The following is a 24300-nucleotide window of genomic DNA, read 5'->3' as shown; positions in this document are numbered from 1 at the left end:
GCGTTCATCGGGTTTGTCGGGTTCATCGAGTTCATAGGGCTCACCGGGTTCACCGGGCTCACCGGGCTCACCGGGCTCACCGGGCTCACCGGGCTCACCGGGCTCACCGGGCTCACCGGGCTCACCGGGCTCACCGGGCTCACCGGGTTCACCGGGTTCACCAGGTTCCTATGGGCAGGCCACGCCCACCGAACCGGGCCCGCCCCCAGATTCTGCCGCGCCCGCTGTTTTACTTGCCGGAAAGGGTGGGCGCAAAGCGAACCAAAGGGTAACCTAGCCTGAAAGACCAGGGAATATTTAGCTACACCGGTATGTAAGGGGCGATGATGCCAGAAATAACTACGGGTACGGCCGAACTTCGAACTACGCCGCTATATGCGCGCCATCAAGAAGCGGGCGCTACTTTTACGGATTTTGGCGGCTGGAAAGTTCCGGTCCGTTTCACTTCGGATTTGGCGGAGCACAAAGCGGTACGCCAGGCGGCGGGCCTTTTTGACGTCTCCCATATGGGAGAAATTGAGGTACGCGGCCCGGATGCCCTAGCTTTCCTCAACTATGCACTGGCCGGTAACTTCACTAAAACCCGGCCGGGCCGTGCCAAATACACTTTTGTGCTCAATGCACGCGGCGGCATAATTGATGACCTAATCGTTTTCCGCCTCGCCGCCGATGCTTTCCTCCTCATCCCGAATGCGGCAAACCGCGCGGCCGTTTTGCAAGCTTTGCGGGAACGCGCCGGGCAAGGCAGTGCTACAGCTAGCGGTACAGCTAGCGATGTTGCCAATAATACTGCCAACAATCGGGACGGCGTTACTGCCGGTACTACCGCAGCTACCGCAGGGGGCGCCGGCGCAAATACCACGGCGGCAAATGAGACAGCAGATACGGCAGAAGCGCCAACCACACATCCCAGTTTTCCGGAAGTTACGATCACTGATCTTTCGGACCAAAGCGGTCTGCTGGCTTTGCAGGGCCCGCTCGCGGCGGAAATCCTCGCTGCCACCGCCGGATTTGCCCCGCACATCCCGCTGTCCGAAATGCGGTATTACTCTTGGCAAGAAGTCTCTCTTGCCGGTATTTCTTGTTTCCTTTCCCGCACGGGTTATACCGGGGAAGACGGTTTCGAAATCATGGCGCCGGCCGCAGATATTGGCACGGTCTGGGATGCGCTAATTGCCGCTGGCGAGCCGCGCGGCTTATTACGAGCCGGTTTTGGCGCACGTGATTCTTTGCGTTTAGAAGCGGGAATGCCCCTGTATGGCCACGAGCTTGGCCCCGATATATTCCCGGCTCAGGCGGGCTTGGGGCGCCTCGTCGTCGGCACTGAAAACCCCGCTACCGCACCGGAAAGTGCCGGGGTAGATAAAAGTTCCGGGGTAGCTACTGCTACAGGTAGCGCGCCGGGTACAGCTGCAGGCACGGCACCGGGTACGACGCCGCCCGCTACTCCCCCAGCTGACTATCCGGGAACGCTTGCAGCTCTGGCGGCCGGGGAAGCACAAACAAAGGCTCCCACGCTCCCCGTCTTGGTGGGTTTGCGCGGCGAAGGGCGGCGCGCGGCACGAGCGGGCTACGAAGTCTTTGCCGCAGACCGTAACATAGGGCATATCACCTCAGGCGTTCTATCCCCTATCCTGGGGTATCCGATTGCCATGGCATATATAGATCCGGCTTTTGCTGGCGAAGGTACCGAAATCAGTGTGGATATTCGAGGTAAACAATTTGCTTTTACCGTTACCACTCTTCCCTTCTACAAGAGAAAGTAAACATCATGGAAATTCCCGAAAATCTTCAGTACACCGCAGATCATGAATGGGTCTCACTGGAGGGTGAGATCGCCACGGTTGGTATTACCGCGCACGCCACCGCTGAACTCGGCGATATTGTTTTTCTGGATTTGCCAGATATTGGCGATGAACTCACGGCAGGTGAAGCGGCCGGGGAAATTGAATCTACCAAGTCGGTTTCCGATCTGGTTTCCCCACTAACCGGTGACGTTACGGAAATTAATGAGGCGGCGTTGGAAGACCCCTCGCTCGTAAATTCCGCGCCTTATACCGACGGTTGGCTCTACAAGATCACGGTTTCTGCGGAGGAAACTGAACTACTTAGCGCCGAAGAATACCGCCACCTGCTTATTGGAGGTAACTAAGGTGGCTGCCTTTGTGACCCGCCATATTGGCACCACTCCCGCCGAACGTGTGGAAATGGCGCAGGCGGCCGGCTACGAGAATCCGGAAGCGCTTTTCCGGGCCGCCCTCCCAGAGTTTTTAGACGCAAAACTGGATGCGGCGCAAGCGGAGAATTTGCCGCAAGCCGTTTTGGAACCGGAAGTGCTGGCGGAATTGCGAGAAATTGCGAGCCAAAATACGGTGCGTAAATCTTTTATTGGGCAGGGGTATTACGGAACACATATGCCCGCGGTTATCCAGCGGAATATTTTCGAAAACCCTTCCTGGTATACCTCGTACACGCCCTACCAGCCGGAGATTTCGCAGGGCCGTTTGGAAGCGCTCCTGAATTTCCAGACTATGGTGGCTGATCTGACCGGGCTGGATATTGCGAATGCGTCTTTGCTAGACGAAGCTACCGCGGTGGTGGAAGCCATGCTTTTGGCGCGCCGGGCGGGAAAGAAGCACGCCAGCAATGTGTTCTTAGTTGATGCCTCCGCTTTCCCGCAAACGCGGGCGGTGCTAGCGCGGCGAGCACGTGCGGTAGGAATCGAACTGGTGGAATTCGATCCGGATGATACCGCTGGGCTTTCTGCACTTCCGCCCGCTTTCGGGGCTTTCTTACAGTACCCGGGCGGCGATGGGGAGATTCGTGATCCGCGCCCGCTCATTTCGGCGGTGCACAAAAACGGGGGGCTGGCGATTATTGCGGCCGATTTATTGGCGCTTACTTTGCTCGAATCGCCCGGTGAACTGGGCGCAGATATTGCGGTGGGAACCACGCAACGTTTCGGTATCCCGATGTCCTTCGGGGGCCCGCACGCAGGTTATATGGCGGTGCGGGATAAACTAAAACGTCAGTTGCCGGGCCGCTTGGTTTCTATTTCGCACGATACCGAGGGCAAGGCTTCCTACCGTTTGGCTTTGCAAACTCGCGAACAGCATATTCGCCGCGAAAAAGCGACCTCGAATATTTGTACCGCTCAAGCATTATTGGCTGTTATGGCTGGCATGTACGCCGTCTATCATGGGCCGGCGGGAATCACCGCGATCGCGCGGCGCGTGGCCGGCCAAGCCCAGGAACTGGCCGATATTTTCCGTGCCGGTGGCTACCAAGTTCTTACCCGGAACTTCTTCGACACCTTCCGGGTGGAAATGCCCGGCCAAGCCGAAACCTGCCGCGAAAAACTGGCACAGGCCGGCTACCTGGCCTATGGCGTTGATGCGAATACGCTCAGCTTCAGCTGTGATGAAACGACGACGCCGGAAGACCTTGCCGCAATTCAGGAAGTGCTTGCGGCTCTTCCGGCCGGCACGAATCCGCAGTGCGAGCCGATGTCTGGCTCGCCCGCAGCAGCCCCAGCCGGCGGCGCAACTGCGAACTCAGCGCCAGAAACCACACCAGAAAGTACGCCGCACACCATGCACACCGCAGCGGCAAGCACTTCGCACGCCGCGGCGGCAACGGAAACCCCGTTGGTAAACCTGCCAGCGGAGCTGCGGCGCCATACTCCTTTCTTGGAAGCCGAGGTTTTCCACAAGTATCACAGCGAGACCGCTTTTATGCGCTATCTAAAACAGTTAGCGGATCGGGATTATGCGCTGGATCGAGGCATGATTCCGCTTGGTTCGTGCACGATGAAGCTCAATGCGGCTACCGAAATGGCGGCTATTACCTGGCCGGAGTTTACTGGTTTGCATCCTTTCGCACCGGCTGGAGATGCGGCAGGAAGTTTGCAAATTATTGCGGACCTAGAAAAATGGTTGGCCGCTTTGACCGGGTATGACGCCGTAACTTTGCAGCCAAATTCGGGCGCACACGGTGAACTGACTGGTTTGCTTACGATTCGTGCCTACCTCGAATCGCGCGGCGAAGCACACCGGGACGTGTGCCTGATTCCGGCTTCCGCCCACGGTACGAATGCGGCTTCTGCCGTGCTGGCCGGTTTGCGCGTGGTGGTGGTTAGCACTTCGGAAAATGGCGATATCGATCTGGTTGATTTGCGCGCCAAGATAGAACAGTACGGTTCTGAACTGGCAGCACTCATGGTCACTTATCCTTCCACCCACGGGGTGTTCGAAGCGGGCATCCGGGAAGCTTCACGGCTGGTCCACGAAGCAGGCGGCCAGGTTTATATTGACGGTGCCAATTTCAATGCCCTAGCGGGAGCGGCCACCTTTACCGAATTGGGTGGAGATGTTTCCCATCTGAACCTGCACAAAACTTTTGCGATCCCGCATGGCGGAGGTGGCCCCGGAGTAGGCCCTGTGGGCGCGAGAGTCCACTTGGCGCCTTTCCTGCCCGGCCATCCGCAAGAGCAGGTTTCCACACATGCTGGAAAATACGTGTACCAGAGCGGGCCGGTTGCGGCCGCGCCCTACGGTTCACCCGGAGTGCTGCCGATTACGTGGGCGTATATCCGTTTGCTCGGAGCAGCCGGTTTGCGGGAAGCGACCCAAGCCGCCGTCCTCGCCGCGAACTATATTTCCCATAAACTAAGAGATTCGTATCAGATCCTGTATACGGGACGTAATGGTTTGGTGGCGCACGAATGCATTATCGATCTGCGGCCACTGCGGGCCAGCTCCGGAATCACCGTAGACGATGTGGCAAAACGGTTGGTTGACTACGGTTTCCATGCTCCTACGATGAGCTTCCCCGTTTCTGGAACCCTCATGGTAGAACCCACCGAATCTGAACCATTAGCGGAACTGGACCGTTTCATCGCTGCTATGGAAGCGATCCGGGAAGAAATCCGCAAGGTGGAAACCGGGCAGTGGCCAGCGGAAGACAATCCGCTCAAACAGGCACCTTTCACCGCGGCAAGTGTTATCACTTCCCAGTGGGATCACCCCTTCACGCGGGAAGAAGCCGCCTACCCGGCAGGCCCCGCCCAAGTAGATAACAAATACTGGCCGCCGGTACGCCGGATCGACCAAGCCTACGGAGACCGCAACCTCGTCTGCGTGCACCCATCCCCCGCAAACTAGTAGCCACTAGCCACTGCACAACCGCGTTAGTGGTGCGCTAAGGGCTAGATACTGCGGAAAATAGGCCGCGGGTGCCCTGCCGGGCCGAAGAACGAATACCGCCCGGGCTAGTAATAAGAAACTGGCCCGGGCTTTTTACTAGCTCACCTACAGCAACGGTATTCCTAACGTTCCGCGGTGGTCCCGCGTTACGCTGTGCTCCTAACGTTCCGCGGTAGTCCCGCGTTACGCTGTGCTCCTAACGTTCCGCGGTAGTCCCGCGTTACGCTGTGCTCCTAACGTTCCGTCGTGGTCACGTTCCGTTTTACGCCGCGCTCGCGGCTAGCTCCGCGGTGTTTTCTGTTTGGCTGAGGCGGCGCTTCGTCCAGCCGGTGCGTTTGCGCACGGCTCCGATCCCCAGGCATACCAGATAGATCAGGAAGCTCACCGTGGTCACGTAGGGGCTGATTGGCAGGCCGGGCCCGAGGGACAGCAGGATGCCGCCCACGGAAGAAACCGTGGCAAAGATTATCGAAAGCAAACTGAGCATGGCTGGCCGGGCCGTAACCTTCGCCGCGGCAGCCGTGGGCGTAATCAGCAAGGAAAGCACGAGCAGAGCGCCTACCAGTTGCACGGCCATCGCGGAGGTCAAACCGAGTAGCACCATAAAAATAATTGATAGCGCCCGCACGGGCACGCCCCGCGCCCGTGCCACTTCCGGATCTACGGAAGCGAAGAAGAGCGGACGCCAGATTATGGCCATGCACGCTGCCACGATTACGGCTACCACCACGAGCGTGGTCAGTTCGGAAGTATCAACCGCCACGATCTGCCCGGCAAGGAGCCCGAACTTATTAGAAGAACGGCCCGGATACAAGCTCAAGAAAAGCATCCCAATACCGAGCCCAAATGGCAACATCACGCCAATAGCGGCATTACGTTCGGTAGCTCGTACGCCGAGCATCCCCAAAATAATCGCGGCTACGAGTGATCCGGCAATTGCGCCGCCGGTTACCGAAACTCCGAAAAAGAGCGCTATTGAAGCGCCAGCAAAAGAGATCTCAGAGGTGCCGTGCACGGCGAAAGCCAGATCGCGCGCGTGTACCATCGGTCCGATTAGGCCAGCCAATACCCCCAAAATAAGCCCGGCCAGAAGCGATCCGGTTACTAAGGGCACCAGCTCCGCGAAGTTATCGAAATTGATGATCGCATGGATATCAAACATTGCTCACCCGCAATTCGGTTTCTGCACCGTGCACGTGCGGCGCATTTTCTTCATCCGCAAGCACAATGATCCGTCCATTTTGGCGCAATACTTCCACGTGCGAACCGTACAGTTCGCTGAGCACCTCGGTGCGCAACACCTCATCGGGAGTACCGATTTTTACGCGTCCCCCGGCGATATAAACCACCCGGTCCACATAAGGCAAAATCGGATTGATTTCGTGAGTCACGAAAAGCACTCCCATCGGCCGTTCCCGGCGGGCCTGATCGATCAACCGGGCCACCGCTTGCTGATGATTCATATCTAGGCTCACCAACGGTTCATCGCAAACCATGAGCACCGGGTCCGTCACCAGCGCCTGGGCAACACGCAAACGTTGCTGTTCCCCACCGGAAAGCACCGAAAGTGGTGCCTGCGCATAAGAACTGGCCCCCACGGCGTCGATCGCTGCCGAAATACGGCGTTGTTTAGCCCGGCTCGGCAACCCGATGCCCCACTTGTGACCATCTAAACCCATGGCTACCAGGTCCCGCCCCCGAATTGGCGCATACGAGTCCACCGTCCGCCGCTGCGGAATATAACCAATATTGGAAGAACCGCGCCGCACCGGTTTCCCGGCCACGAAAGCTTTACCTTCCGTGAGTCGTTGCTGCCCCAAAAGCACCCGCAAAAGCGTGGTTTTCCCCGCCCCATTCGGCCCGAGAATCACCACAAATTCGTGCTCCGCTATTTTCAGATTCACGTGCTTCCACAGCACGCGCTGCCCGAAAGCTACCGCGGCGTCAACCAACTGCGCGCATTGCCCAGAACCCATCGTCACCTTTCACGCCTTGCCAAACCATTCCTGCCGATCTGAAAAATCACTTTCTTTGCCGGCGCCGCCCAAATTGGCTATTGCAGTGTTGCCCTAACTAATTATTGCAGCAGCTCGCTAGCTGATTCGTGCGAGCCCGCGCGTTTTACCGCAGGGCCGTTTACCGCAGGGCAGCTTACCGCCAGGCCGCTTACCGCAGGGCAGCTTACCGCAGGGCCTCTTACCGCAGGGCCACTTACCGCAGGGCCACTTACCGCAGGGCCGCGCTGATAGCCGTAATCGCATCGCCCACGAACTGCTCGTATGTAGAAATACCTTCCGGGAAGGTCTCGTAGACGCCAACGGCCGGGATCCCCATTTCTTCCGCGGTTTTCACCAACTGGTCAGAAACTGCGTCCGTAGTCTGCCCGTTCACTAACAGGGCCGCTACCTTCTTACTGGTCAGCAGTTCCTTAGTTTCGGCAATAACCTTCGTCGAAGGGCCCGCATCGGTTTCCGACTGCTCGATGTACTCGTCCGGAGTCAGGTTCGCAATGCCCATATCCGCAAGCAAATAGCCGACCACCGGTTCGGTTGCGAGCACCGCGGTATTCGGATGTTCCTTACCTACTTCCGCGGCGCGCGCCCGCAGCTTTTCAGTTTCGGCCTTAAAATCCTTCGCGTTCGCGGTATAGGCTTCCGCGTGAACGGGATCCGCCGCGCCCAATTGCTTGGCTAGTTCATCGGCCACCTTACCCGCAGTTTCCAGTGAGAAGAAAACATGCTCGTTGAAATCGGCGTGATGATGGTGGCCCGCATGTTCCCCATCGGTAGCGGCGTGCGGATCGGCGTCGTTTTCCCCGTGGTTTTCCGCCTCACCTTCCGCATGTTCATGCGTATCGGTATCTCCTTCGCTGGCGCCTTCAGAATTCTCATCGGCAGCGGCGTCTTGCAAACCGGAAAGTGCTACGGCGTCGATCACCGTGGGCGCAGACTTTGCCGAAGCTGCCAGCTTGGTAGCCCACTCGTCGTACCCGCCACCATTGACGAGTACTACGCTCGCATCCGAAAAAGCAAGCTTGTCTTGCGCGGTTGCTTCGTAATCGTGCGGATCCTGCGTCGGTTTGGTAATGATCGAAGTTACTTCGGCGTACTCGCCCGCCACTGCTTGCGCCACCGCTCCCCACACGTTGGTAGAGGCGACGACGCCGGGTTTGCCCGCTTCGCCCGCAGCTGTGCTCGCGCTATTGCTCGCCGCTGGCGCAGCACTGGAATTAGAACTTGTATTATTGCCACAGGCGGCCAGGCCAAAAGCGAGGGTGAGGGCCGAGGCAAGAGCGATGAGACGACGTTTCATCGAATACACCTTCCATTGAGAGCGGTAATCATTTCCACCATTTAGAGTACACCCGTCGCGATGCCACGACTACGCAGCTCACCCATGCGCACATTAAATGAAAAGGACCACGGTAGGGAATTTAAGGGCCGCGAGCTGGAAAACTCCGCGCCTGAAACAGAAAATTCGTGTACCCGAAACCGGCGCGTACCCGAAACCACACGCGTACCCGAAACAAAAAATACTTGGCTCCAGAAACCAAAAAATTCCGCTGGTTGGTACAGCTCTTCGCCGTACCAACCAGCGGAGTTTTAATTTGCGGCGCCGGGCCAGCTTCGCCTAGCTTCGCGTTAGCCACCAGGTTCGCGCTAGTCACTAGCTTCGCGTTAGCCACCAGGTTCGCGCTAGTCACTAACTTCGCACTAGCCACTAACTTTGCGCTAGCCACCAGATTCGCGCTAGCCACCAGCTTTGCTTAGCCAGCATGTTTAGCCAACCTTGCTTCCAGCCCCGCCACGCCGGCCCACGCGGACCAGCCTTGCAGTTATTCGCAATTATTCGTATTACTTGAGCTTCTTGAGCTCACCTTCCAGGTATTGTGCACCTTTTACGGCGAGCGGCGTGGGCGGCTCAGCGAAGGAGAGCGGCATGGAAATAATCGCATCATTTTGCATTGCTGGCGTGGTTTCCATTCCAGAAAGGCTGGTGACTGCAGAAACTGCGTCCGCTTCGCCCATGTGCAAAATCAACACTACATCTGGTGATTGCGCTACGATCTGTTCCGCGGTTACTTCGAAGACGCGCTTATTTTCATCTCCGAACACATTTTCCAGGCCAAGTGCCTTTACCACTGGGTTGGACATTGAGTCCTTGCCATAGGCGTAGGTGGAGGCCCCGCCCACACCCGGGTAGAGCACCGCTACCTTCTTGCCTGCGCCAACCGTGGAATCCAGCGCATCAATCTGCTTTTGCAGTTCTGCCTTGTATTTTTCAGCTTCTTCCTGCTTGCGGAAAATATCGGCGTAAAGATCTACATCGCGGAACACGTCATCCCAGGAAGCGTTCTTTACTTCCCCGCAGAAGCCGCGGTTAATGATCACGGGAACTTCGGTAGTAGTGTCTTGGTTTACAGAGTCACTAGCCCCGAAGATCGCGTCCGGCTCTTCGGCCATTACTGCTTCCTTGCTAATCACCAAATGCCCGGATTCACCGATCCGGTTGGTCATATCCGGGATGTCTTGCAAGGCCTTATTCGTGGCATCGTCAAAAAGGATTTCCGGGAAATACCCGGCCTTTGCTACCACATGGTCCAGCACTCCCAGATTCACCAGGGTCTCCACCGAATAAGCGTTTTGCAACACTACCCGTTCCGGTACCTTTTCGAATGTCAGATTGTGGCCGCAGTTCTCAATCTGAATTGCTCCAGTTTCCGGCCCGGTAGCTTTTTCGGTTTCTCCGGTACAGCCCGAGAGTGAGAATACAAGCGCGGCCGCGGCAACCGCGCTTATAAGTGTTTTCTTCACTTATTTTTTCCTTTCGAATCGGAGGATGCCATCCCTCATGGTTACCCGCACGTCATATACGGGTTCTAAAATTTCAGGTTGGAATACTTCTTTCGGTTCACCCGCTGCAACGATCTCTCCTTCTGCCAGCAAGTACACATAATCGCAATACTGCAAAGCAAAATTCAGATCATGTAAAACTACCGTGACGCTGCGCGGGTATTTAGAAATCTCGTGCAATACCTCAAGTTGGTAGCGGATATCTAAATGGTTCGTGGGTTCGTCAAAGAGCAGGTGGCGCGGGGCTTGCGCAAATCCGCGCGCAATCATCACCCGTTGCCGCTCTCCCCCGGAAAGTTGATTGAGATAGGAGGTTGCCCGATCTTCCATCCCCAGCCTTGCCAGCGAATCATAAATTATTTCATCATTTTGGCCCCCGCTGGCGATGTTACCGAGCCGGACGATTTCGGCTACCGAAATTTGCGGCGGCTCCCCCGAATCTTGCGCGACGACGGCGATCTCCCCGGCAAGTTCTCGCGGGCGATACGAGTTGAGATCCTTACCGTTGATCTCTACCTTTCCGCCGGATATCTTCAGGGCCCCAAACAGGCACCGCAGCAACGTGGTTTTTCCGGAACCATTGGGCCCTACCAAACCAGTTACGCCGTGATCCGGAATTGATATAGACACACCACGTAGAATGTGTTTGAACGTAATGTTTTCAGCGACGATCATGCGTTTGCCCTCCGAACAATCAAGAACAGCAAGGGCGCTCCGACGGTAGCCGTCAGGATGCCAATCGGTATTTCTTGCGGGGCCAGCAAAACCCGGGCCGCAATATCTGCCAACAGGAGCAAGGCAGCTCCAGCTAACGCGCTTACCGGTAATAGGTGACGATGCGAGCCGCCTACCAAACGCCGGCAAGCATGCGGCACTACCAGCCCCACAAAGCCAATCGAACCAGCCATTGATACCACGGTCCCAACCATTAAGCAGGTAAGAATCGTGAGGGTAATGCGCAGCCGATCGGGATGTACGCCAAGGGTACGGGCGGCGTCGTCACCAATGGTGAGCGCATCAATCTTCGTACCCAACAGCCACAGAATCACCACTACCAGGATCACCACGCCGAGCGACAGCGCGAGGGCGAAATCCCATTTACCGAGCGCGAGGCTACCTAGTAGCCAGAACATAACGCTACGTGATCCTTCCGCCGAATCCGACGCAAAAACGAGGAAGGATGTTACGGCAGAAAGTGTGTATCCAACAACGACGCCGGACATCAGCAAACGCGGGGAAGAGAGTTGACCACCTTGCTGTGCGATGGCGAACATGAGAATGGAGGCGCCCATGGCGCCCACAAAGGCCGCTCCCTGCAAGGCAAATTGGCCAAAGCCCGCGCCCACGCCAAAGAGGATGGCCAGCGCCGCCCCGGTGGAAGCCCCAGAATTAATACCGAGCGTGTACGGATCTGCCAGCACGTTACGCACTACTGCCTGCAACACTGCACCTGCCACCGCGAGTCCGGCCCCCACTGCCGCTCCAAGCAGAAGTCGCGGCACCCTAATATGCCAGACAATGGAGTCAATCGTCGTATGCGAGGCCGGGAGGTAGCCACCCGCCAGGTGGTGCTTGAGCACCAACCACACGTCGGAAAGCTCCAGCGGCGTCGGACCTATAATGATCCCGATCACGAATGCGGCCACCAAGACGCAGGTCAGAACAGCGGACCACGCGAGCGTGACGCGTTTCCGCTGCGCAAAACCTAAGGAATCTTTAACCTGATGCACAGATCCGACACTATCAATCACTCAATTGATTGGCAAGTTGCGATGAGTGGTCAAAAATCACGCATCTTTGGAAGGGCTTGGGTCGGATATCCCTTGTTTTCTGCTGGTTTTCATGCGCCCTTATGCCCGCATGCAGGCAGATAAGAGTATCGGGTAGATTTATTGGTAGTAGTACATCCTAGGAAGCTCATAATCCCTGGATTTCATATGCAAGGAGTGATGACACGTGGCTGATGCGGAAAGAAATAGGCAGCTCGTTGAAAAATGGGCTGATATTTTCAAAATACTTGGCGACCCCACGCGCCTGAAGCTTCTCAACGCCATCCATTTTGCTGGAGATATGGAGCTTACGGTTACGGAATTGGCGGAACTGGCCGAAGTGAGGGTTCCTACGGCCTCGGCAGCCTTGCGGGCAATGGAAAAAACCGGGGTTGTGAGAAGTGCCCGTTCGGGCCGGTATATCCGCTACGCGATTGCCAGTGAGAACGTGCACCAGGTAATGCACTGGATCGGACTCACACACAGCGAAGCGGTAATACCACGCTCCGTAGCTGCAGACAATGCGGATACGAAGCTAACGGAAACGAGCCCAGCAGGTACCGCCGCACAAGCTGGCGCCGAGTAACCCGCCACCGCACGAGCCGCTGCCGAGCAGCCAGCTACTACACAAGCGGCTGCCGGCTTAGTAAACTACCGACCTCAAACGCGCGGCGGAGACAGCAATCAGCCTTAGTCTGCCTTTAGACCGCTCGCAGTCCTCCTTTAGACCTCGGGCCCCTGGCCTGCAGGTTTCTGGCAGTCTGCCTTTAGACCCTGGCACTCCGCATGCGCGGGCGGGCGGCGCGCAGAAAGCGCCGAGCGGTATGTACGTTTTTCGCACATGCCGCCCGGCGCCCGGTTTAATGCTATTTAGCCGGCAACCATACCGTCTGCCTAGTAGTTCTAGTATTTGCGCAGGTGCAGCTTGCCTTGGCCGCGCAATTCCGCGCGCACAATATTAGCTACAAGCATGGTTAGTTCCAGTAAATGTTCGGTGCGGTTGCCAAGCCCGCGGAGCATAAAGCCCGGTTTGTCGAGCTTAGTAACGGCCGCGTTCAGGTCCGTAAACCTACTAGAATATTCCTTTACCTCATTTTGTACGAGGGTGAAGAGATCTTCATCAATTCCTGGATCGCAACAAATCGCGGTAGAGAAATGGGTGCGCCCATCCATGTAAAAGTCCAGTTCTTTGGCGAATCCCGGATCGTCAGGGCGAATAACAATATTATCCAGAACTACCGGCTCATCATCAACGTAGATAATATTGCGTAAACGCGCCTGATTGTACCCGAATTGGCTACCATCTGGCGCCCATCCTGGCGTGACGACGTCGGAAATAAACAAGGAACCTTCGCTAGAAACCCGGGCAACCAGGTTTTGGCGGAAATCCGCCTCCCGGTAGAGAATCAGCTGGTCTGGAATATATTCCAAAACCCCGCCGGCTTCTACCGAGAAGTCGATATTTTGTACCACGTAGTTACCCGGGGTCCGGTACACCTTCGCTGCCGATTGATCCGTGACGAGGGCCGAGGCACCCGGCTGCACATTAATATCAATCCGGTAGGAATCTCCACCCAAATATCCGCCGCCCGGATTAGCAATGGTGTAATACACCTGCCCGGAATCGTCCAGATAATGCGGGCGAATAATCTTAAAGGCCTGGTGGTGGTACTGGTCGAGCGCAATCGAACGCCCGCCCGATAACCCAATATCTAGTTCCAGGACCCCGGTTTCAGGTTCCGAACCTACTTGCCGAAAGTATTTTTCCAGATTCTCCACGCGGCTATTACCCTCCTAGACCGCGAGATCCGACATGAGCACATCGCGCCGGAGCCATTCCAGCACGCCTTCCAGGCCCTCATCAGTCTTCAGATTCGTCATTACGAACGGCTTATCCCCTCGGAAGACCTTTGAATCGGCTTCCATCACGCTCAGATCGGCTCCCACATAAGGCGCCAAATCCGTCTTATTGATAACGAAGAGATCCGACTTGATCATGCCTTGGCCGGCCTTGCGCGGGATCTTCTCCCCCTGCGCCACATCGATTACGTAGATCGAAAAATCCACGAGTTCCGGGGAGAAAGTGGCGGAAAGGTTATCGCCACCAGATTCTACGAACACGAGTTCCAGATCTGGGTGCCGTTCCTGCAGTTCCTCGAAAGCGGCGTCGTTCATAGAAGTATCTTCCCGAATCGCCGTGTGTGGGCACCCTCCGGTTTCCAGCCCAATAATTCGATCTACCGGGAGCACACTTTCGCGCGCCAAAATTTTAGCGTCTTCCGTGGTGTAAATATCGTTGGTAATTACGGCCATCGAGACTTCGCCGTCCAGGGCGCGGGTGATTCTCTCGATTAGCGCGGTCTTTCCTGAGCCGACCGGGCCGCCCACTCCAACTTTAATAATAGACATGGCTATTTTCCTTTCTCATGTCTTTATGAGTCAGTGTCACATGCATGCATAACATAGACAGAGGCTACTGTTTTTATGACATAAACATTCTGGAACGTAGGGTTTCGTGTTCCATTTGCGCAATCTCTAGGCGCGGTGCGACGACGCCGATATCTGCTTCGTCATGCGCGAGCGTCATATCCGCAGCTTGCAAAATTACGTCGTAGGTATTGACGATAACGCGCTGCCCAGCATCTTGCCCGAGCGGAATTGCACGAATCGCGTTTTGTACCATCGAGTGCATAATCTGCATTAGGTATGCGGTTACAGCTTCTGCTTTTCCGGTACCGACGCTGGCTAATACCAATCCGGTAACGATACCGGGATTGGCATGGTAACGCCGGGATTTAATTCCTTCGCTATATTCGGTAATGCGCGGATCGTCCGGAGAAATCAGGGATGCAATAATGCTCATCCGTTTCCCCATAGAACTCATGGAAGTACGCACCTGCGAGGCGGTTTGGGCTGCACGGTAGAGCGCGTCCAACTCCCGCAGTTCTTCCTTCCAAGCTTCACTTTCATCGGGAAGATCGCGATGGTAGAGCTCCCAGGCTAGTTTCACTGCCAGTGCGTCATTGAAACTCGCCTGGCGCACGTAGCCGTGCAGCCAGTCCGTGAAGCTCTCCGCATTACCTACTTTCCCGGTTTGGATATAGGTTTCCAAGCCGGCAGAATGAGCGAAACCACCGGTAGGTAGAGCAGAATCGGTCAGGTGCCACATGACCAGATCTGCGCGGGTATTAGTGTGTGTGTTCGGCATGACGGAAAGCCTCTGGCATAACCTTGCTATCGCGGGTGAAGGGGACTTGGACGTGCTCGAGGTGAGATTGCACGGTGTGGTCGTAACGGACCACCATTACTTCCCCATCCCAGCCGTCTTCGGCGGTAAAGAACTGTGCTTGTAGGTGCCGGTTGCCCAGGGCATGAGCAACAGAGAGCGCCTCATGAATAGACCGCGGGCTAATAATAAGCACGTCGGTGGGTTTTACATCAGCGACGATTGCCCGGCCGTCTTGCTGGTACAAGATATCTCCGGGTTTGATTTCCTTGTACTCATTCGAAAGCCGGAGGCCTACTTCTTCCCCAGTGCTGGTTACTGCTCGCTGGATTCGCTTGAGCCGACTTTCGTCGTCGAAAGAAATCGTCTCAATTTTCCAGTCCGAAGCGGGTAAATCTACTGTGGCGGTATTACCCACTATTTCGGTGATTAGCATCTTAGCTCCCTAATATCGCGGCTATTTACTATTTTTTCGAGAATTAGCGGTGGGAAGCGCTCTGGGCCCTTCCCACCGCGTTTCTCTGTGCGCTAGCGAATTTATAGCGCGGCCGCGCCGAGTGGCTCGGCCGCGCTGCTAGCTTCTTTTTTAGTTAGGTGCCGAGTTTTAGAAGAGGAAGTACCTCTGGGCCATAGGCAGTACCTCGGCCGGTTCGGAGGTAATTTCTTCTCCATCAACCCTCAGCACGTAGGTTTCCGGATCGACTTCAATGTGCGGAGTCGCATCATTGAGCTTCATATCCTTCTTGGAAATCGTGCGCATGTTCTTGGCGGCTACGAGCCGGCGGCGCAGACCCAGCTTCTCTTCAATGCCGTCTTCCAGCGAAGCAGTGGAGACGAAGGTAACGCTGGTGTCGTTGACCAGTGCGCCACGTGCAGCCCAGTTATAACGCATGGTGCGCGGCTGGGGCGTGGGAATCGAGGCGTTCGGGTCACCCATGATCGAGCGGACGACCATACCACCCTTGAACACGAGCGAAGGCTTGACGCCGAAGTAAGCCGGCTCCCAGAGCACGAGGTCAGCCATCTTGCCTTCTTCAATCGAACCCACGGTATCGGCAATACCAGAGGCGATTGCCGGGTTGATTGTGTACTTGGCAATATAGCGCTTAATGCGGTTATTGTCGTTATTCGTGGAATCACCCGCCAGGGCGCCACGCTGTTGCTTCATCCGGTGGGCTACCTGCCAGGTGCGGAGCACTACTTCACCCACGCGGCCCATGGCCTGCGAGTCCGACGACGTGATGGACATGATACCCATATCGTGCAACACGTCTTCGGCGGCAATGGTTTCCTTCCGAATTCGCGAATCCGCGAAGGCCACGTCTTCCGGCAAGTCCGGGTTCAGGTGGTGGCACACCATAATCATGTCCAAATGCTCGTCGATCGTATTGACCGTGTACGGCAGGGTTGGATTGGTGGAAGCCGGGAGAACGTTCGGCAGCCCAGCTACCTTAATGATGTCAGGAGCGTGCCCACCGCCCGCACCTTCGGTGTGGAAGGTGTGGATTACGCGATCCCCGATTGCGGCAATGGTGTTATCTACAAAGCCACCTTCGTTAAGGGTATCGGTGTGGATCGCCACCTGGACGTCCATTTCGTCTGCTACCTGCAGCGTCGTATCGATCGAGTTATAAGTGGAGCCCCAGTCTTCGTGAATCTTGAAGCCAATGGCGCCCGCGCGAACCTGGTCGCGGAGCGGATCCTTAGTGGATGAGTGTCCCTTACCGAGGAAACCGATGTTAATCGGCAGCCCTTCCGAGGCCTTGATCATCGCACGGAGGTTACCCGGGCCGGAGGTAAGAGTGGTGGCGTTGGTGGAATCTAACGGGCCTACGCCGCCTCCAACGAAGGTGGTTGTGCCGTTGTCCAGAGCGGATTCTACCTGTTCCGGGGAAATATTGTGAATGTGCGTGTCAACCGCGCCGGCCGTGAGGATCTTACCCTCGCCGCCTACAACTTCGGTGCGCACCCCCACTACGATATCCACATCGTCCTGGATATCAGGGTTACCGGCGTTACCGATCTTCAAGATCTTGCCGTCACGGACAGCCACGTCCGCAACATAAATACCCGTGTAGTCAATGACCATCACGTTGGTAATCACAAGATCTGGAATTTGACCTTCATCTACAACGGTAGAGTTCTGCCCCATACCGTCGCGGATTACCTTGCCACCGCCGAAGGAAACTTCTTCTCCAGGAACGGTGTAATCCTTTTCGACTACTGCTACCAGATCTGTATCCGCGAGCCGTACGCCGTCGCCCGTGGTCGGACCGTGCAGTTCAGCGTACTCTCTACGCTTCATACTAAAAGCCATATCGATTTTCTCCTTGACCCATTCTGTATGGGCACGTAGTTGCTAATCCTGAATCTTGATTAATCGAGCGGACCGTTGGTCTTGTTGTTGAATCCGTAGACCTTACGACTGCCGCCGAAATCGATGAGGTTGACCGTGCGGCTATCGCCGGGCTCTAACCGAACCGCGGTACCAGCCGGAATGTCCAGCCGCTTGCCACGTGCTGCTTCGCGGTCAAACTCCAATTCGCTATTGGCTTCGTAGAAGTGGAAGTGCGAGCCAACCTGTACCGGCCGATCGCCCCTATTCGTGACTTCAATGGTGACGGCTTCCTTGCCCTCATTGAGGATGATGTCGTCAGCCTCTGCAATAAAATATTCGCCTGGGATCATTGCTAAAACTCTCTTATTACGATGTTGTGGTTTTATATCAACGAATCGGATTGTGTACCGTCACGAGCTTCGTGCCATCCGGGAATGTGCACTCCACCTGGACGTCCGGAATCATTTCCGGTACACCTTCCATAACGTCATCGCGCGTCAAAATATTGACGCCTTCACTCATCAGCTGCGCCACGGTCTTACCATCCCGGGCACCTTCAATGATTGCCGCTGTAATAATTGCTACGGCTTCCGGATGATTCAGCTTGACGCCGCGGTCCTTACGGCGTTGCGCGAGATCCGCGGCCACAACAATCATTAGCTTTTCTTGCTCACGCTGCGTTAGATGCATGCGAACTCCTTAGTTTTACTTCGGTACGGACGTAAATGAGGGCGCCGATTCCATAGTTTTCACTTGTCTCGCCGCCCTCATACGTTTGCTCGAATTTTTACTTTTCCTGCGTGGGAAAATGCCAAGTTATTAGGACTGCATCAGGTAGGTCCACCGTATCACAGTTGCCTACCCAAGCATCCTAGGAAACCTTTTATTTAGCTTCCGGCACCAACCGCTTGTGGATCTTCGCTCGTAGGCTGGGAACTACCCCCTGATGAGCCTGCGGCAGTGCCACCCGCTTGCCCATCGCCTTCCTTCTTGGCTCTACGACTCTTTGGTTTCAGGAAGTCCAGTAATCCGTTCTGATACATCACTGAACCCAGAATCATCACCACGCCGAGCCACTGCAGCGGCGAAGGAATTTCCCCGAAGAGGGGCCATGCCAAGATCAGCGAGGTTACCGGCGAAAGCAACAGGATACCAGCGGAGAGAACCGGCTCCAGCCACACCGAACCGTACTGCACCATCGTCCACGCCAAAGCCTGGCCGAGCACAATCAAGCAGATCAGGTGGAACCAATTGGTGCCAGTGAGCGGGTCACCAAGCGTGGTTTCCGGATTCACCATCGGCAACTGGCCATCAATCAGCACGCCGTACTTGAAGTCGAAGCCACCGCGCGGGGAACCCGTGTATGCCCAAATAGTCGGGGCCACCATCTGCGCCACCATGGTCCAGAACATCGGCTGGATGTAAAGGTCCTTACGCGGCGCGGATACCGAGGCCTTCCGCGAGAAGTAAAGGTAGAAGGAGTAGCAAATACCGGAGGTGAGTCCCAGGGCCGTACCAAGTACAGAAGTCTTGATGCCGTAAATGGTTTCCGGTCCAGTTGCCTCAGCAGGTTCGAAGACGCCGCCCGTGAAGAGCACGCCAACCACCATGATCGGCACCAAAACGATGAAGTACCCAGGAATACGGTACTTATCGAAAATAGCCGTGAGGATTGGCACTACAATAACCTGCAAGTTCAGCAGAATAGCGGCAACGCCTGCGCCAATGTAGAAGATGGAGTAGTTCCAGCAGGTAAAGTCAACACCTAGGAACAGGCCCGCCACGATAGACATAATGACGCCTGCCTTTGGCAGTGCCATCTTCGTCTTCGCTTCCCGAATCGCGAACGGGAGCAACATCAGCATCGCAATCGACACTCGCAGGAATGCCTGCGTTGCTGGATCCATATTCGTGGCCTTAACCCACAGCGGAGTTCCAGAAAGAAATGCCGTACCCAAAAGGAGGACCAGCGTAGCCTGCAAGCGTGATACAGGCTTTACTGGCCGCTTTCCATCGGCGCGAGCAACACCGTCGTTTAAGCTCGATTTTGTAACCATGAGAAGGAGGCTAACAGCTTCCCGGAACTTAGACAAACGTTCTTTTACAGCGTTTTCATGCATTAATTGAGCAGGTTTCAACCAGTTCGCAATATTTTCAAAATTTCGCCCGTCGAAAAAGTACATTTTTACCAGTAAAAATGCAGACCTTTTCCCAGCGCCTCGCAGAATTCACTAAACGCCCCTCCGCCCGGCCCGATAAGTGAAACTACAACTACCGCCATTTCCTAACCAATTGCGCGCGCTTCGCAATCATTCTGTTACATTCCCCACAGCGGCGATTTTACAAGGAAAGCGGGCGGTTCAAAAAGTTCACAAAAGCAGTAGAGGACTAAAACATTCCAGCTTTCACTAACCGCCTCAGTTTTCCGCTTACTAAAAGTCCTAGCGCCGTAAAGTTGGCATCTTGACTGATTCAAAATTCGCGCAGGCGTGAATTTTTCACTGGTACTGCCGTGCCAAAATTTCGCATACAGGCACTTTTTTATCAAATTTCTAACACTCGGTTAGTTAATTTGCGACCCGGTGGACGGGGATACTGACATTCGTGCCAAAATGGCCCCACCCTTCCATCCGGACAGGAATAATTTTCGGGATAAAAGTCCCGATTCAAGCCGCGGAATTGAGAATTGTCAGGTTACAACCCGCGCATGTTTTACCAAATATGTGACCAACCCGAAAGGGTGCGCCTCCACCATGTGGAACTAAGTTCCGCACTATCATCCGACTCTACTACTTATTTGCTTCACTGGCAAAGATTTTTCTGACAGACTCGGCATATTTTCTCGGAAAATAGATTGCAGTAACTCCGAAATGCTTCTCAGCTATTTTCGGTTTTTCTGGACGGCCGGTATTTTTGCGCTCGCAGAAAAAGAAGTCAGCAGGCGGCTTTCGCCTGCTGACTTCCGAAAATATGCAATGAGTTGCGTTATTTTTTCTACTGGCTGTTTGCTGGTCTGTTTACTGGCCGCCGAACAGCATTCCGTAGATCTGGGGTGTATCACCAAGGGCAAGGCCACCATCCACAACGATTTCGGTACCGGTAATGTAGGAAGCGCCGTCCGAGGCAGCAAAAGCCACTACCTTCGCCACTTCTTCCGGCTTGCCATGCCGATTCAAGCTTGCCAACGCCAGTGGTTCTTCGGCGTCGACGCCCGTCATGGGCGTGGCAATCGAACCGGGATGCACGGAAAGCACGCGAATTCCGGAAAGTCCCAGATCCATCGCCGCAGATTTCGTTAGGCCGCGCACCGCAAACTTCGAGGCCGAGTATGCTGCCGTAGAAACCTGCCCCACTAAGCCGGCCGCCGAGGACATATTAATGATGACGCCCGCGCCCTGTTCCTTCATAACTGGCACAACTTGCTAACGACCTTCGCACCTTGCTTGACGAATTCCTTTGCGCTCTCTGCGCCCATGCCGCTGGCACCACCGGTAATAATCGCAACCTTTTCGGCAAGAATTCCCGTCATGTATTGCTCCTTCGCTAACAGTGAGTTGCCACTTGTGTGGCATACGAGAACTATACGTAACCGCGCAATTTACCGGGGCAAACTAACTGCGCAAACTATCGTGCTAGCTACGGACTACCGCGCTAACTACAGGGCAGCGTAACGCGCGTATTTTGCACGGCTGGTGTTATTTTTCTTCTCTGACTTTGAGGAAACCCTTGAGGTCGTGATCGCGCTTGGCTGCGCGGGCCTCCGGATCATCTCCGTATGCCTTTTCGATAGCAGTGAAAATATCTTCCATATTGTCTAGGTCAGGCTGGAGAGCCTTGAGGGTTTCGTCCCAAGAATAAGCGATATTTCCGAAGAGCCCACGCACACCTTGTTTGCCTCCTCCGAGCTGGTTGGCTTCGAATGGCCCCACGGTGGCGTACCGCAATCCCAGAGAATTGCGGACAATGCGGTCGGCTTCCTCGACGTCTACAACACCTTCTTGTACCAGACCGATAAGTTCCCACAAAACAACTTTCTGGATGCGGTTGCCCACGAACCCGGGAATCTCTTTCTTCAGCTGCGATGGATCGAAACCAATCTCGGTGTAAACCTCGCGGGCCCGGTCGAGGGTTTGCTGTGAGGTGCTCGGCGCAGGAACGATTTCCAGCACTGGCATTATCGACGGCGGGGTGAACGGGTGGCCGATGAGAATACGATCGGCAGCAGGATTGCCCTCAGCTATTTTCGAAGGCAGGAGGGCACTACTCGACGAGGCGAGTGGCACTCCTTCGCCAGTAGCTGCAGCTAGGTCGGCAAACAATTGACGCTTGATATCGATTCTTTCCGGCCCCGCTTCCTGCACGAAGTCCACTCCTTCGGCGGCCTTCTTCAGATCGGTGGAAAACGTTACCTTCGTCCCAAACTTATCGCCGAAAGTTTTCGCAACCTGATCTTCTACTTCGGGCACGACGTCGGTGATGTGAACGTTCCAGCCAGCCTCGACAAAACGTTGCGCGAACGACATGCCGATCAGACCAGCTCCTACAAGCAATGCTGTATTCATGGCAACGAGAGTACACCTCTCTTTACTCCGAGGGGTAATCGCTTAATGATCGGAAGTTAAGGGGCGGGCCCCATCCAGCAGATGCCCACGATTTGCTCCAGCTGTGGAACGCGCCCCACCGGTCGAAGGCGATCTCGCGAATATCAAACCGGGCACCAAGATCCTCAATTAACTTCTCGATATAGCCAATGCGCCACGTTGCCCTCAGTGGTCTACAGGAAGCCTGTTGCTGCCACAAGTCATAAGGCACGTGCTCACGGGCGGCGCGGAGTTTCAGGTTGTCTTGCGGTATCCAAAACCACGGCACACTCACGTACGGCTCGTCACCAGTCTCGGGCGGAAACGAGAACGAACGCCGTGTCATCCGTCGTCGAAGCGAGGTCAAGACCGCCTTAACAAACCAGCCCTACAAATCAGACAGGTCAACGAGTGCGTTGTTAACGTTCCAGACGTGCATGGGCATCCACCGCGCGAATTGATTGATCCACTGGTTCAAACGCAGCTGGCAGAATGTGTTTTTCTCAACCGGATTCTGCTTGCCTGCTCACACACTACCCCGACTTTCTCAATGGGTTAGAAACCGTGGGATATATAAATGTGTTGGTGGGTGCTGTACGTGCATAAGCACATACAACACCCACCAAGAACCTGAACTGCACAAACTAAGGCGTTAATCTTCCTTAGATAGTTCTATGGTCATTTCTTTCGTCTCTTGTAGAGCAGTTCGCAGTTCTCCTGTGCTCATTCCACGCTCCCAACTCTTGGTAGCAACCTGGGTAAAAATCTCGAGAGCCAAAGCTACAATCACGATAACGGTGAGCGCGGTACTCAATTGGAAAAATATCCCGGCTACTAACAAGTAGGAAATAAGAGTGAGGATCACATCGGTGAATGGAACCGCCCAACCACCTGGGATTGGATGCCTGAACTTTCTACTGCGGTACTGGCTATGAACTGTGCACAGAAACTCTTTAAGGACAACCGAGATGGCAATTGCGATAAAGATAAGCGCATACGATGGTTCTTCTACAAAGAAATATGCGGCAATATCACTAACGATGAGCACCCCAATACCAACGATCGAACCCGTGATCATGTGTCCAGTAAACTGATCCGCAAAAGGGGACGGCTTCCAATCCGGATCTTCCGTCAATCTAGCTGAAGCAAGCACTGATCACTCCGTCAACACCCAGGAGCATTTCCAGAACTTAGCGCCTTCTTCGCCAATGTCTGCAGCTGCCCAGCCGTACCTGATCGCACGCCAAATCCCCTTTTCGCCGCCGTAGAGTTTTCGTGCCGGTGACCCACCAATGCACATGCCGTGGAGCGCCTCTGAAAGCCGTTGTTCGTAGTTTGGTGTCGTCCGCGGGTCAGCGTGCTTGAGTTCCTCCGGCAGGTTTTCAAGCGCCGTAAGAATACGTGTCAGCTCAGCGTCACTCATATTTGGCGATGCACTCACCCTGCTTGTTGCTGTGCTCCCAATCGAAGATCCGTCCAAAGACGATGCATAAGCTACATTACAGAACCCTAAAGTTAGCGCCATAACGGTTGTGCCCGCCACAATCCCATGCCACGTCTTCTTTGACATGATTCCTCGCCCATCAAAGTTTTGACCGTACTGGTTAACGACATAAGTCACGTCTACTTATTATCAATAGGTAATCGCGGAATCAGAGCGGATGATGGCATGTTGCAGCAACTAGCAACATTCGTGGGTAACCGTCCGCCACCTGTCACCGTCATACGCGGTTTTCTAGGAGTGGCAAGGCTTGCCTAATGTCTGCAGATTGTTCTCTGCGTAGGTGCCGCCATGTTCGAGCAGGATGATGCGGTTAACCTCGGCCGCTGGAGCGATCCGTCCTGCTTGCCGGCAGTAAGCACACACTGGGTGGACGGCGATGTATCGTTTGCGGGTCTTGCGCCACGCATGGTCGCAACGCTTGTTAATCTCCAGGTCGCGCCTTGATCGCTAGACCTGCGTTAACACCCCACCGTCCCTGATTGAGAGATTGTTTAACGGTTGTAGATCGTGCTTCTTCGACCGATTGAGAAGACTTCAATCGTGATGATTCCTTCGTGGATGAGTGCAAGAATTCGATACGAGCCAACGCGGTAACGCCACTCGTCCAGGCTATTAACGGTCAACCCTTTGCCGAAGGCACGCGGATCAGCGTATCCCATTGCTTCGCCGCGAGGCGCAGATCATTGAAACTTCCCGGCGTATTGTTACCCGAACAGGAATTGTAGAGGCGGTAGGGCCCGACCCCCGGAAAGTGGACATGGGGGTGGTGTTTATGCTGCAAGGTCAAGTGTAGCTGACGCGTGTTTTTCGAAGGTGTCTGGGGCCT

Annotated in this window: 25 protein-coding genes and 1 pseudogene; 4 read left to right on the top strand and 22 right to left on the bottom strand. The window is 55.2% G+C overall.

Annotated elements, in window-relative coordinates; genetic code table 11:
- The first annotated feature begins 323 nt into the window (after positions 1-323).
- Genes BLT47_RS09460 through gcvPB form a run of 3 tightly spaced genes read left to right on the top strand, consistent with a single transcriptional unit; the run spans position 324 to position 5162 of the window.
- Positions 324-1766 carry an aminomethyl transferase family protein gene (locus BLT47_RS09460; RefSeq protein ID WP_074663485.1) on the top strand — a complete coding sequence of 481 codons (1443 nt, stop codon included), beginning with the start codon at positions 324-326 and terminating at the stop codon, positions 1764-1766.
- A 5-nt stretch (positions 1767-1771) separates the two neighbouring features.
- Positions 1772-2152, top strand: a complete 381-nt coding sequence (gene gcvH, locus BLT47_RS07740; RefSeq protein ID WP_049619394.1) for a glycine cleavage system protein GcvH — start codon at positions 1772-1774, stop codon at positions 2150-2152.
- A 1-nt stretch (position 2153) separates the two neighbouring features.
- Positions 2154-5162 carry an aminomethyl-transferring glycine dehydrogenase subunit GcvPB gene (gene gcvPB / locus BLT47_RS07735; protein ID WP_176764505.1) on the top strand — a complete coding sequence of 1003 codons (3009 nt, stop codon included), beginning with the start codon at positions 2154-2156 and terminating at the stop codon, positions 5160-5162.
- 304 nt (positions 5163-5466) lie between these two features.
- On the opposite strand, the gene BLT47_RS07730 is transcribed toward gcvPB, so the two are convergent.
- From BLT47_RS07730 to BLT47_RS07700, 6 genes are all read right to left on the bottom strand, one after another.
- A complete protein-coding gene (locus BLT47_RS07730) occupies positions 5467-6366 on the bottom strand; it encodes a metal ABC transporter permease (RefSeq protein ID WP_049619392.1) in 900 nt (299 codons plus the stop codon).
- Complete coding sequence (locus BLT47_RS07725; protein WP_049619391.1) at positions 6359-7180, bottom strand: metal ABC transporter ATP-binding protein; 822 nt, start codon at positions 7178-7180, stop codon at positions 6359-6361. The genes BLT47_RS07730 and BLT47_RS07725 overlap by 8 nt, the downstream gene beginning before the upstream one ends.
- A gap of 250 nt (positions 7181-7430) precedes the next feature.
- On the bottom strand, positions 7431-8516 hold the full coding sequence (locus tag BLT47_RS07720) for a metal ABC transporter solute-binding protein, Zn/Mn family (protein WP_074663479.1): 1086 nt from the start codon (positions 8514-8516) through the stop codon (positions 7431-7433).
- Between the two features lie 542 nt (positions 8517-9058).
- Positions 9059-10018 (bottom strand): ABC transporter substrate-binding protein, encoded by a 960-nt coding sequence (locus tag BLT47_RS07710; RefSeq protein ID WP_074663472.1) that lies wholly within the window; start codon positions 10016-10018, stop codon positions 9059-9061.
- Complete coding sequence (locus BLT47_RS07705) at positions 10019-10687, bottom strand: ABC transporter ATP-binding protein (RefSeq protein WP_218055950.1); 669 nt, start codon at positions 10685-10687, stop codon at positions 10019-10021.
- Positions 10688-10728: 41 nt separating this feature from the next.
- Positions 10729-11787 carry a FecCD family ABC transporter permease gene (locus BLT47_RS07700; RefSeq protein ID WP_143021814.1) on the bottom strand — a complete coding sequence of 353 codons (1059 nt, stop codon included), beginning with the start codon at positions 11785-11787 and terminating at the stop codon, positions 10729-10731.
- 226 nt (positions 11788-12013) lie between these two features.
- Here BLT47_RS07700 and BLT47_RS07695 point away from each other — a divergent pair, with 226 nt between their 5' ends.
- Complete coding sequence (locus tag BLT47_RS07695) at positions 12014-12412, top strand: ArsR/SmtB family transcription factor (RefSeq protein WP_074663468.1); 399 nt, start codon at positions 12014-12016, stop codon at positions 12410-12412.
- Between the two features lie 317 nt (positions 12413-12729).
- Here the strand turns inward: BLT47_RS07695 and BLT47_RS07690 are convergent, their stop codons facing one another.
- The 16 genes and pseudogenes from BLT47_RS07690 to BLT47_RS09675 all read right to left on the bottom strand — a co-directional run bounded on the left by BLT47_RS07690 (position 12730) and on the right by BLT47_RS09675 (position 24133).
- Positions 12730-13605, bottom strand: coding sequence for an urease accessory protein UreD (locus BLT47_RS07690; protein WP_074663464.1), 876 nt, complete (start codon positions 13603-13605; stop codon positions 12730-12732).
- A 15-nt stretch (positions 13606-13620) separates the two neighbouring features.
- Positions 13621-14235: an urease accessory protein UreG gene (gene ureG, locus BLT47_RS07685; protein ID WP_049619386.1), complete on the bottom strand. Its 615-nt coding sequence runs from the start codon at positions 14233-14235 to the stop codon at positions 13621-13623.
- Between the two features lie 73 nt (positions 14236-14308).
- Entirely contained in the window at positions 14309-15034 is a 726-nt protein-coding gene (locus tag BLT47_RS07680; protein WP_049619385.1) for an urease accessory protein UreF, read from the bottom strand.
- Positions 15015-15488, bottom strand: a complete 474-nt coding sequence (locus tag BLT47_RS07675; protein ID WP_049619384.1) for an urease accessory protein UreE — start codon at positions 15486-15488, stop codon at positions 15015-15017. The genes BLT47_RS07680 and BLT47_RS07675 overlap by 20 nt, the downstream gene beginning before the upstream one ends.
- A 168-nt stretch (positions 15489-15656) precedes the next feature.
- Positions 15657-17357: an urease subunit alpha gene (ureC, locus tag BLT47_RS07670; RefSeq protein WP_304363205.1), complete on the bottom strand. Its 1701-nt coding sequence runs from the start codon at positions 17355-17357 to the stop codon at positions 15657-15659.
- 71 nt (positions 17358-17428) lie between these two features.
- On the bottom strand, positions 17429-17740 hold the full coding sequence (locus BLT47_RS07665; RefSeq protein WP_049619382.1) for an urease subunit beta: 312 nt from the start codon (positions 17738-17740) through the stop codon (positions 17429-17431).
- 37 nt (positions 17741-17777) lie between these two features.
- Positions 17778-18080 (bottom strand): urease subunit gamma, encoded by a 303-nt coding sequence (locus BLT47_RS07660; RefSeq protein ID WP_049619381.1) that lies wholly within the window; start codon positions 18078-18080, stop codon positions 17778-17780.
- A gap of 197 nt (positions 18081-18277) precedes the next feature.
- A complete protein-coding gene (locus BLT47_RS07655) occupies positions 18278-19447 on the bottom strand; it encodes a DMT family transporter (RefSeq protein WP_082160012.1) in 1170 nt (389 codons plus the stop codon).
- Positions 19448-20407: 960 nt separating this feature from the next.
- The gene (locus tag BLT47_RS07650) at positions 20408-20797 is read right to left on the bottom strand and encodes an SDR family NAD(P)-dependent oxidoreductase (RefSeq protein WP_053093599.1); all 390 of its coding nucleotides are present in this window, start codon (positions 20795-20797) and stop codon (positions 20408-20410) included.
- Positions 20794-20919, bottom strand: coding sequence for an SDR family NAD(P)-dependent oxidoreductase (locus BLT47_RS09455; protein ID WP_197077798.1), 126 nt, complete (start codon positions 20917-20919; stop codon positions 20794-20796). Before BLT47_RS09455 ends, BLT47_RS07650 begins: the two co-directional genes overlap by 4 nt.
- 166 nt (positions 20920-21085) lie before the next feature.
- Positions 21086-21952 carry a 3-hydroxyacyl-CoA dehydrogenase NAD-binding domain-containing protein gene (locus BLT47_RS07640; protein ID WP_049619380.1) on the bottom strand — a complete coding sequence of 289 codons (867 nt, stop codon included), beginning with the start codon at positions 21950-21952 and terminating at the stop codon, positions 21086-21088.
- A gap of 109 nt (positions 21953-22061) precedes the next feature.
- A pseudogene (locus BLT47_RS09680) lies at positions 22062-22525 on the bottom strand (terminase TerL endonuclease subunit); the annotation flags it as partial.
- 97 nt (positions 22526-22622) lie between these two features.
- Entirely contained in the window at positions 22623-23048 is a 426-nt protein-coding gene (locus BLT47_RS07630; protein WP_049619378.1) for a hypothetical protein, read from the bottom strand.
- 78 nt (positions 23049-23126) lie between these two features.
- A complete protein-coding gene (locus BLT47_RS09185; protein ID WP_141670175.1) occupies positions 23127-23540 on the bottom strand; it encodes a hypothetical protein in 414 nt (137 codons plus the stop codon).
- Positions 23541-23705: 165 nt separating this feature from the next.
- Positions 23706-23837 (bottom strand): HNH endonuclease, encoded by a 132-nt coding sequence (locus tag BLT47_RS09750; RefSeq protein WP_197077797.1) that lies wholly within the window; start codon positions 23835-23837, stop codon positions 23706-23708.
- A 128-nt stretch (positions 23838-23965) separates the two neighbouring features.
- Positions 23966-24133: a type II toxin-antitoxin system RelE family toxin gene (locus tag BLT47_RS09675; protein ID WP_407706107.1), complete on the bottom strand. Its 168-nt coding sequence runs from the start codon at positions 24131-24133 to the stop codon at positions 23966-23968.
- Positions 24134-24300: the final 167 nt, after the last annotated feature.

This window comes from Actinobaculum suis, from assembly GCF_900102025.1.
Taxonomy (GTDB): domain Bacteria; phylum Actinomycetota; class Actinomycetes; order Actinomycetales; family Actinomycetaceae; genus Actinobaculum; species Actinobaculum suis.
The sequence above is the reverse complement of the archived record's forward strand: the minus strand, read 5'-3'. Positions and strand labels throughout refer to the sequence as shown.

Excerpts from the sequence above, each read along its gene's own strand:
- BLT47_RS07720 (WP_074663479.1), bottom strand. The coding sequence starts at position 8,516 with ATGAAACGTCGTCTCATCGCTCTTGCCTCGGCCCTCACCCTCGCTTTT.
- ureG (WP_049619386.1), bottom strand. The coding sequence starts at position 14,235 with ATGTCTATTATTAAAGTTGGAGTGGGCGGCCCGGTCGGCTCAGGAAAG.
- BLT47_RS09675 (WP_407706107.1), bottom strand. The coding sequence starts at position 24,133 with ATGGGATACGCTGATCCGCGTGCCTTCGGCAAAGGGTTGACCGTTAAT.
- BLT47_RS09185 (WP_141670175.1), bottom strand. The coding sequence starts at position 23,540 with ATGTCAAAGAAGACGTGGCATGGGATTGTGGCGGGCACAACCGTTATG.
- BLT47_RS07630 (WP_049619378.1), bottom strand. The coding sequence starts at position 23,048 with ATGATCACGGGTTCGATCGTTGGTATTGGGGTGCTCATCGTTAGTGAT.
- BLT47_RS09460 (WP_074663485.1), top strand. The coding sequence starts at position 324 with ATGATGCCAGAAATAACTACGGGTACGGCCGAACTTCGAACTACGCCG.
- gcvH (WP_049619394.1), top strand. The coding sequence starts at position 1,772 with ATGGAAATTCCCGAAAATCTTCAGTACACCGCAGATCATGAATGGGTC.
- BLT47_RS07680 (WP_049619385.1), bottom strand. The coding sequence starts at position 15,034 with ATGCCGAACACACACACTAATACCCGCGCAGATCTGGTCATGTGGCAC.
- BLT47_RS07640 (WP_049619380.1), bottom strand. The coding sequence starts at position 21,952 with ATGAATACAGCATTGCTTGTAGGAGCTGGTCTGATCGGCATGTCGTTC.
- BLT47_RS07730 (WP_049619392.1), bottom strand. The coding sequence starts at position 6,366 with ATGTTTGATATCCATGCGATCATCAATTTCGATAACTTCGCGGAGCTG.
- BLT47_RS07655 (WP_082160012.1), bottom strand. The coding sequence starts at position 19,447 with ATGGTTACAAAATCGAGCTTAAACGACGGTGTTGCTCGCGCCGATGGA.
- BLT47_RS07725 (WP_049619391.1), bottom strand. The coding sequence starts at position 7,180 with ATGGGTTCTGGGCAATGCGCGCAGTTGGTTGACGCCGCGGTAGCTTTC.
- ureC (WP_304363205.1), bottom strand. The coding sequence starts at position 17,357 with ATGAAGCGTAGAGAGTACGCTGAACTGCACGGTCCGACCACGGGCGAC.
- BLT47_RS07650 (WP_053093599.1), bottom strand. The coding sequence starts at position 20,797 with ATGAAGGAACAGGGCGCGGGCGTCATCATTAATATGTCCTCGGCGGCC.
- BLT47_RS07665 (WP_049619382.1), bottom strand. The coding sequence starts at position 17,740 with ATGATCCCAGGCGAATATTTTATTGCAGAGGCTGACGACATCATCCTC.
- BLT47_RS07660 (WP_049619381.1), bottom strand. The coding sequence starts at position 18,080 with ATGCATCTAACGCAGCGTGAGCAAGAAAAGCTAATGATTGTTGTGGCC.
- BLT47_RS09455 (WP_197077798.1), bottom strand. The coding sequence starts at position 20,919 with ATGACGGGAATTCTTGCCGAAAAGGTTGCGATTATTACCGGTGGTGCC.
- BLT47_RS07675 (WP_049619384.1), bottom strand. The coding sequence starts at position 15,488 with ATGCTAATCACCGAAATAGTGGGTAATACCGCCACAGTAGATTTACCC.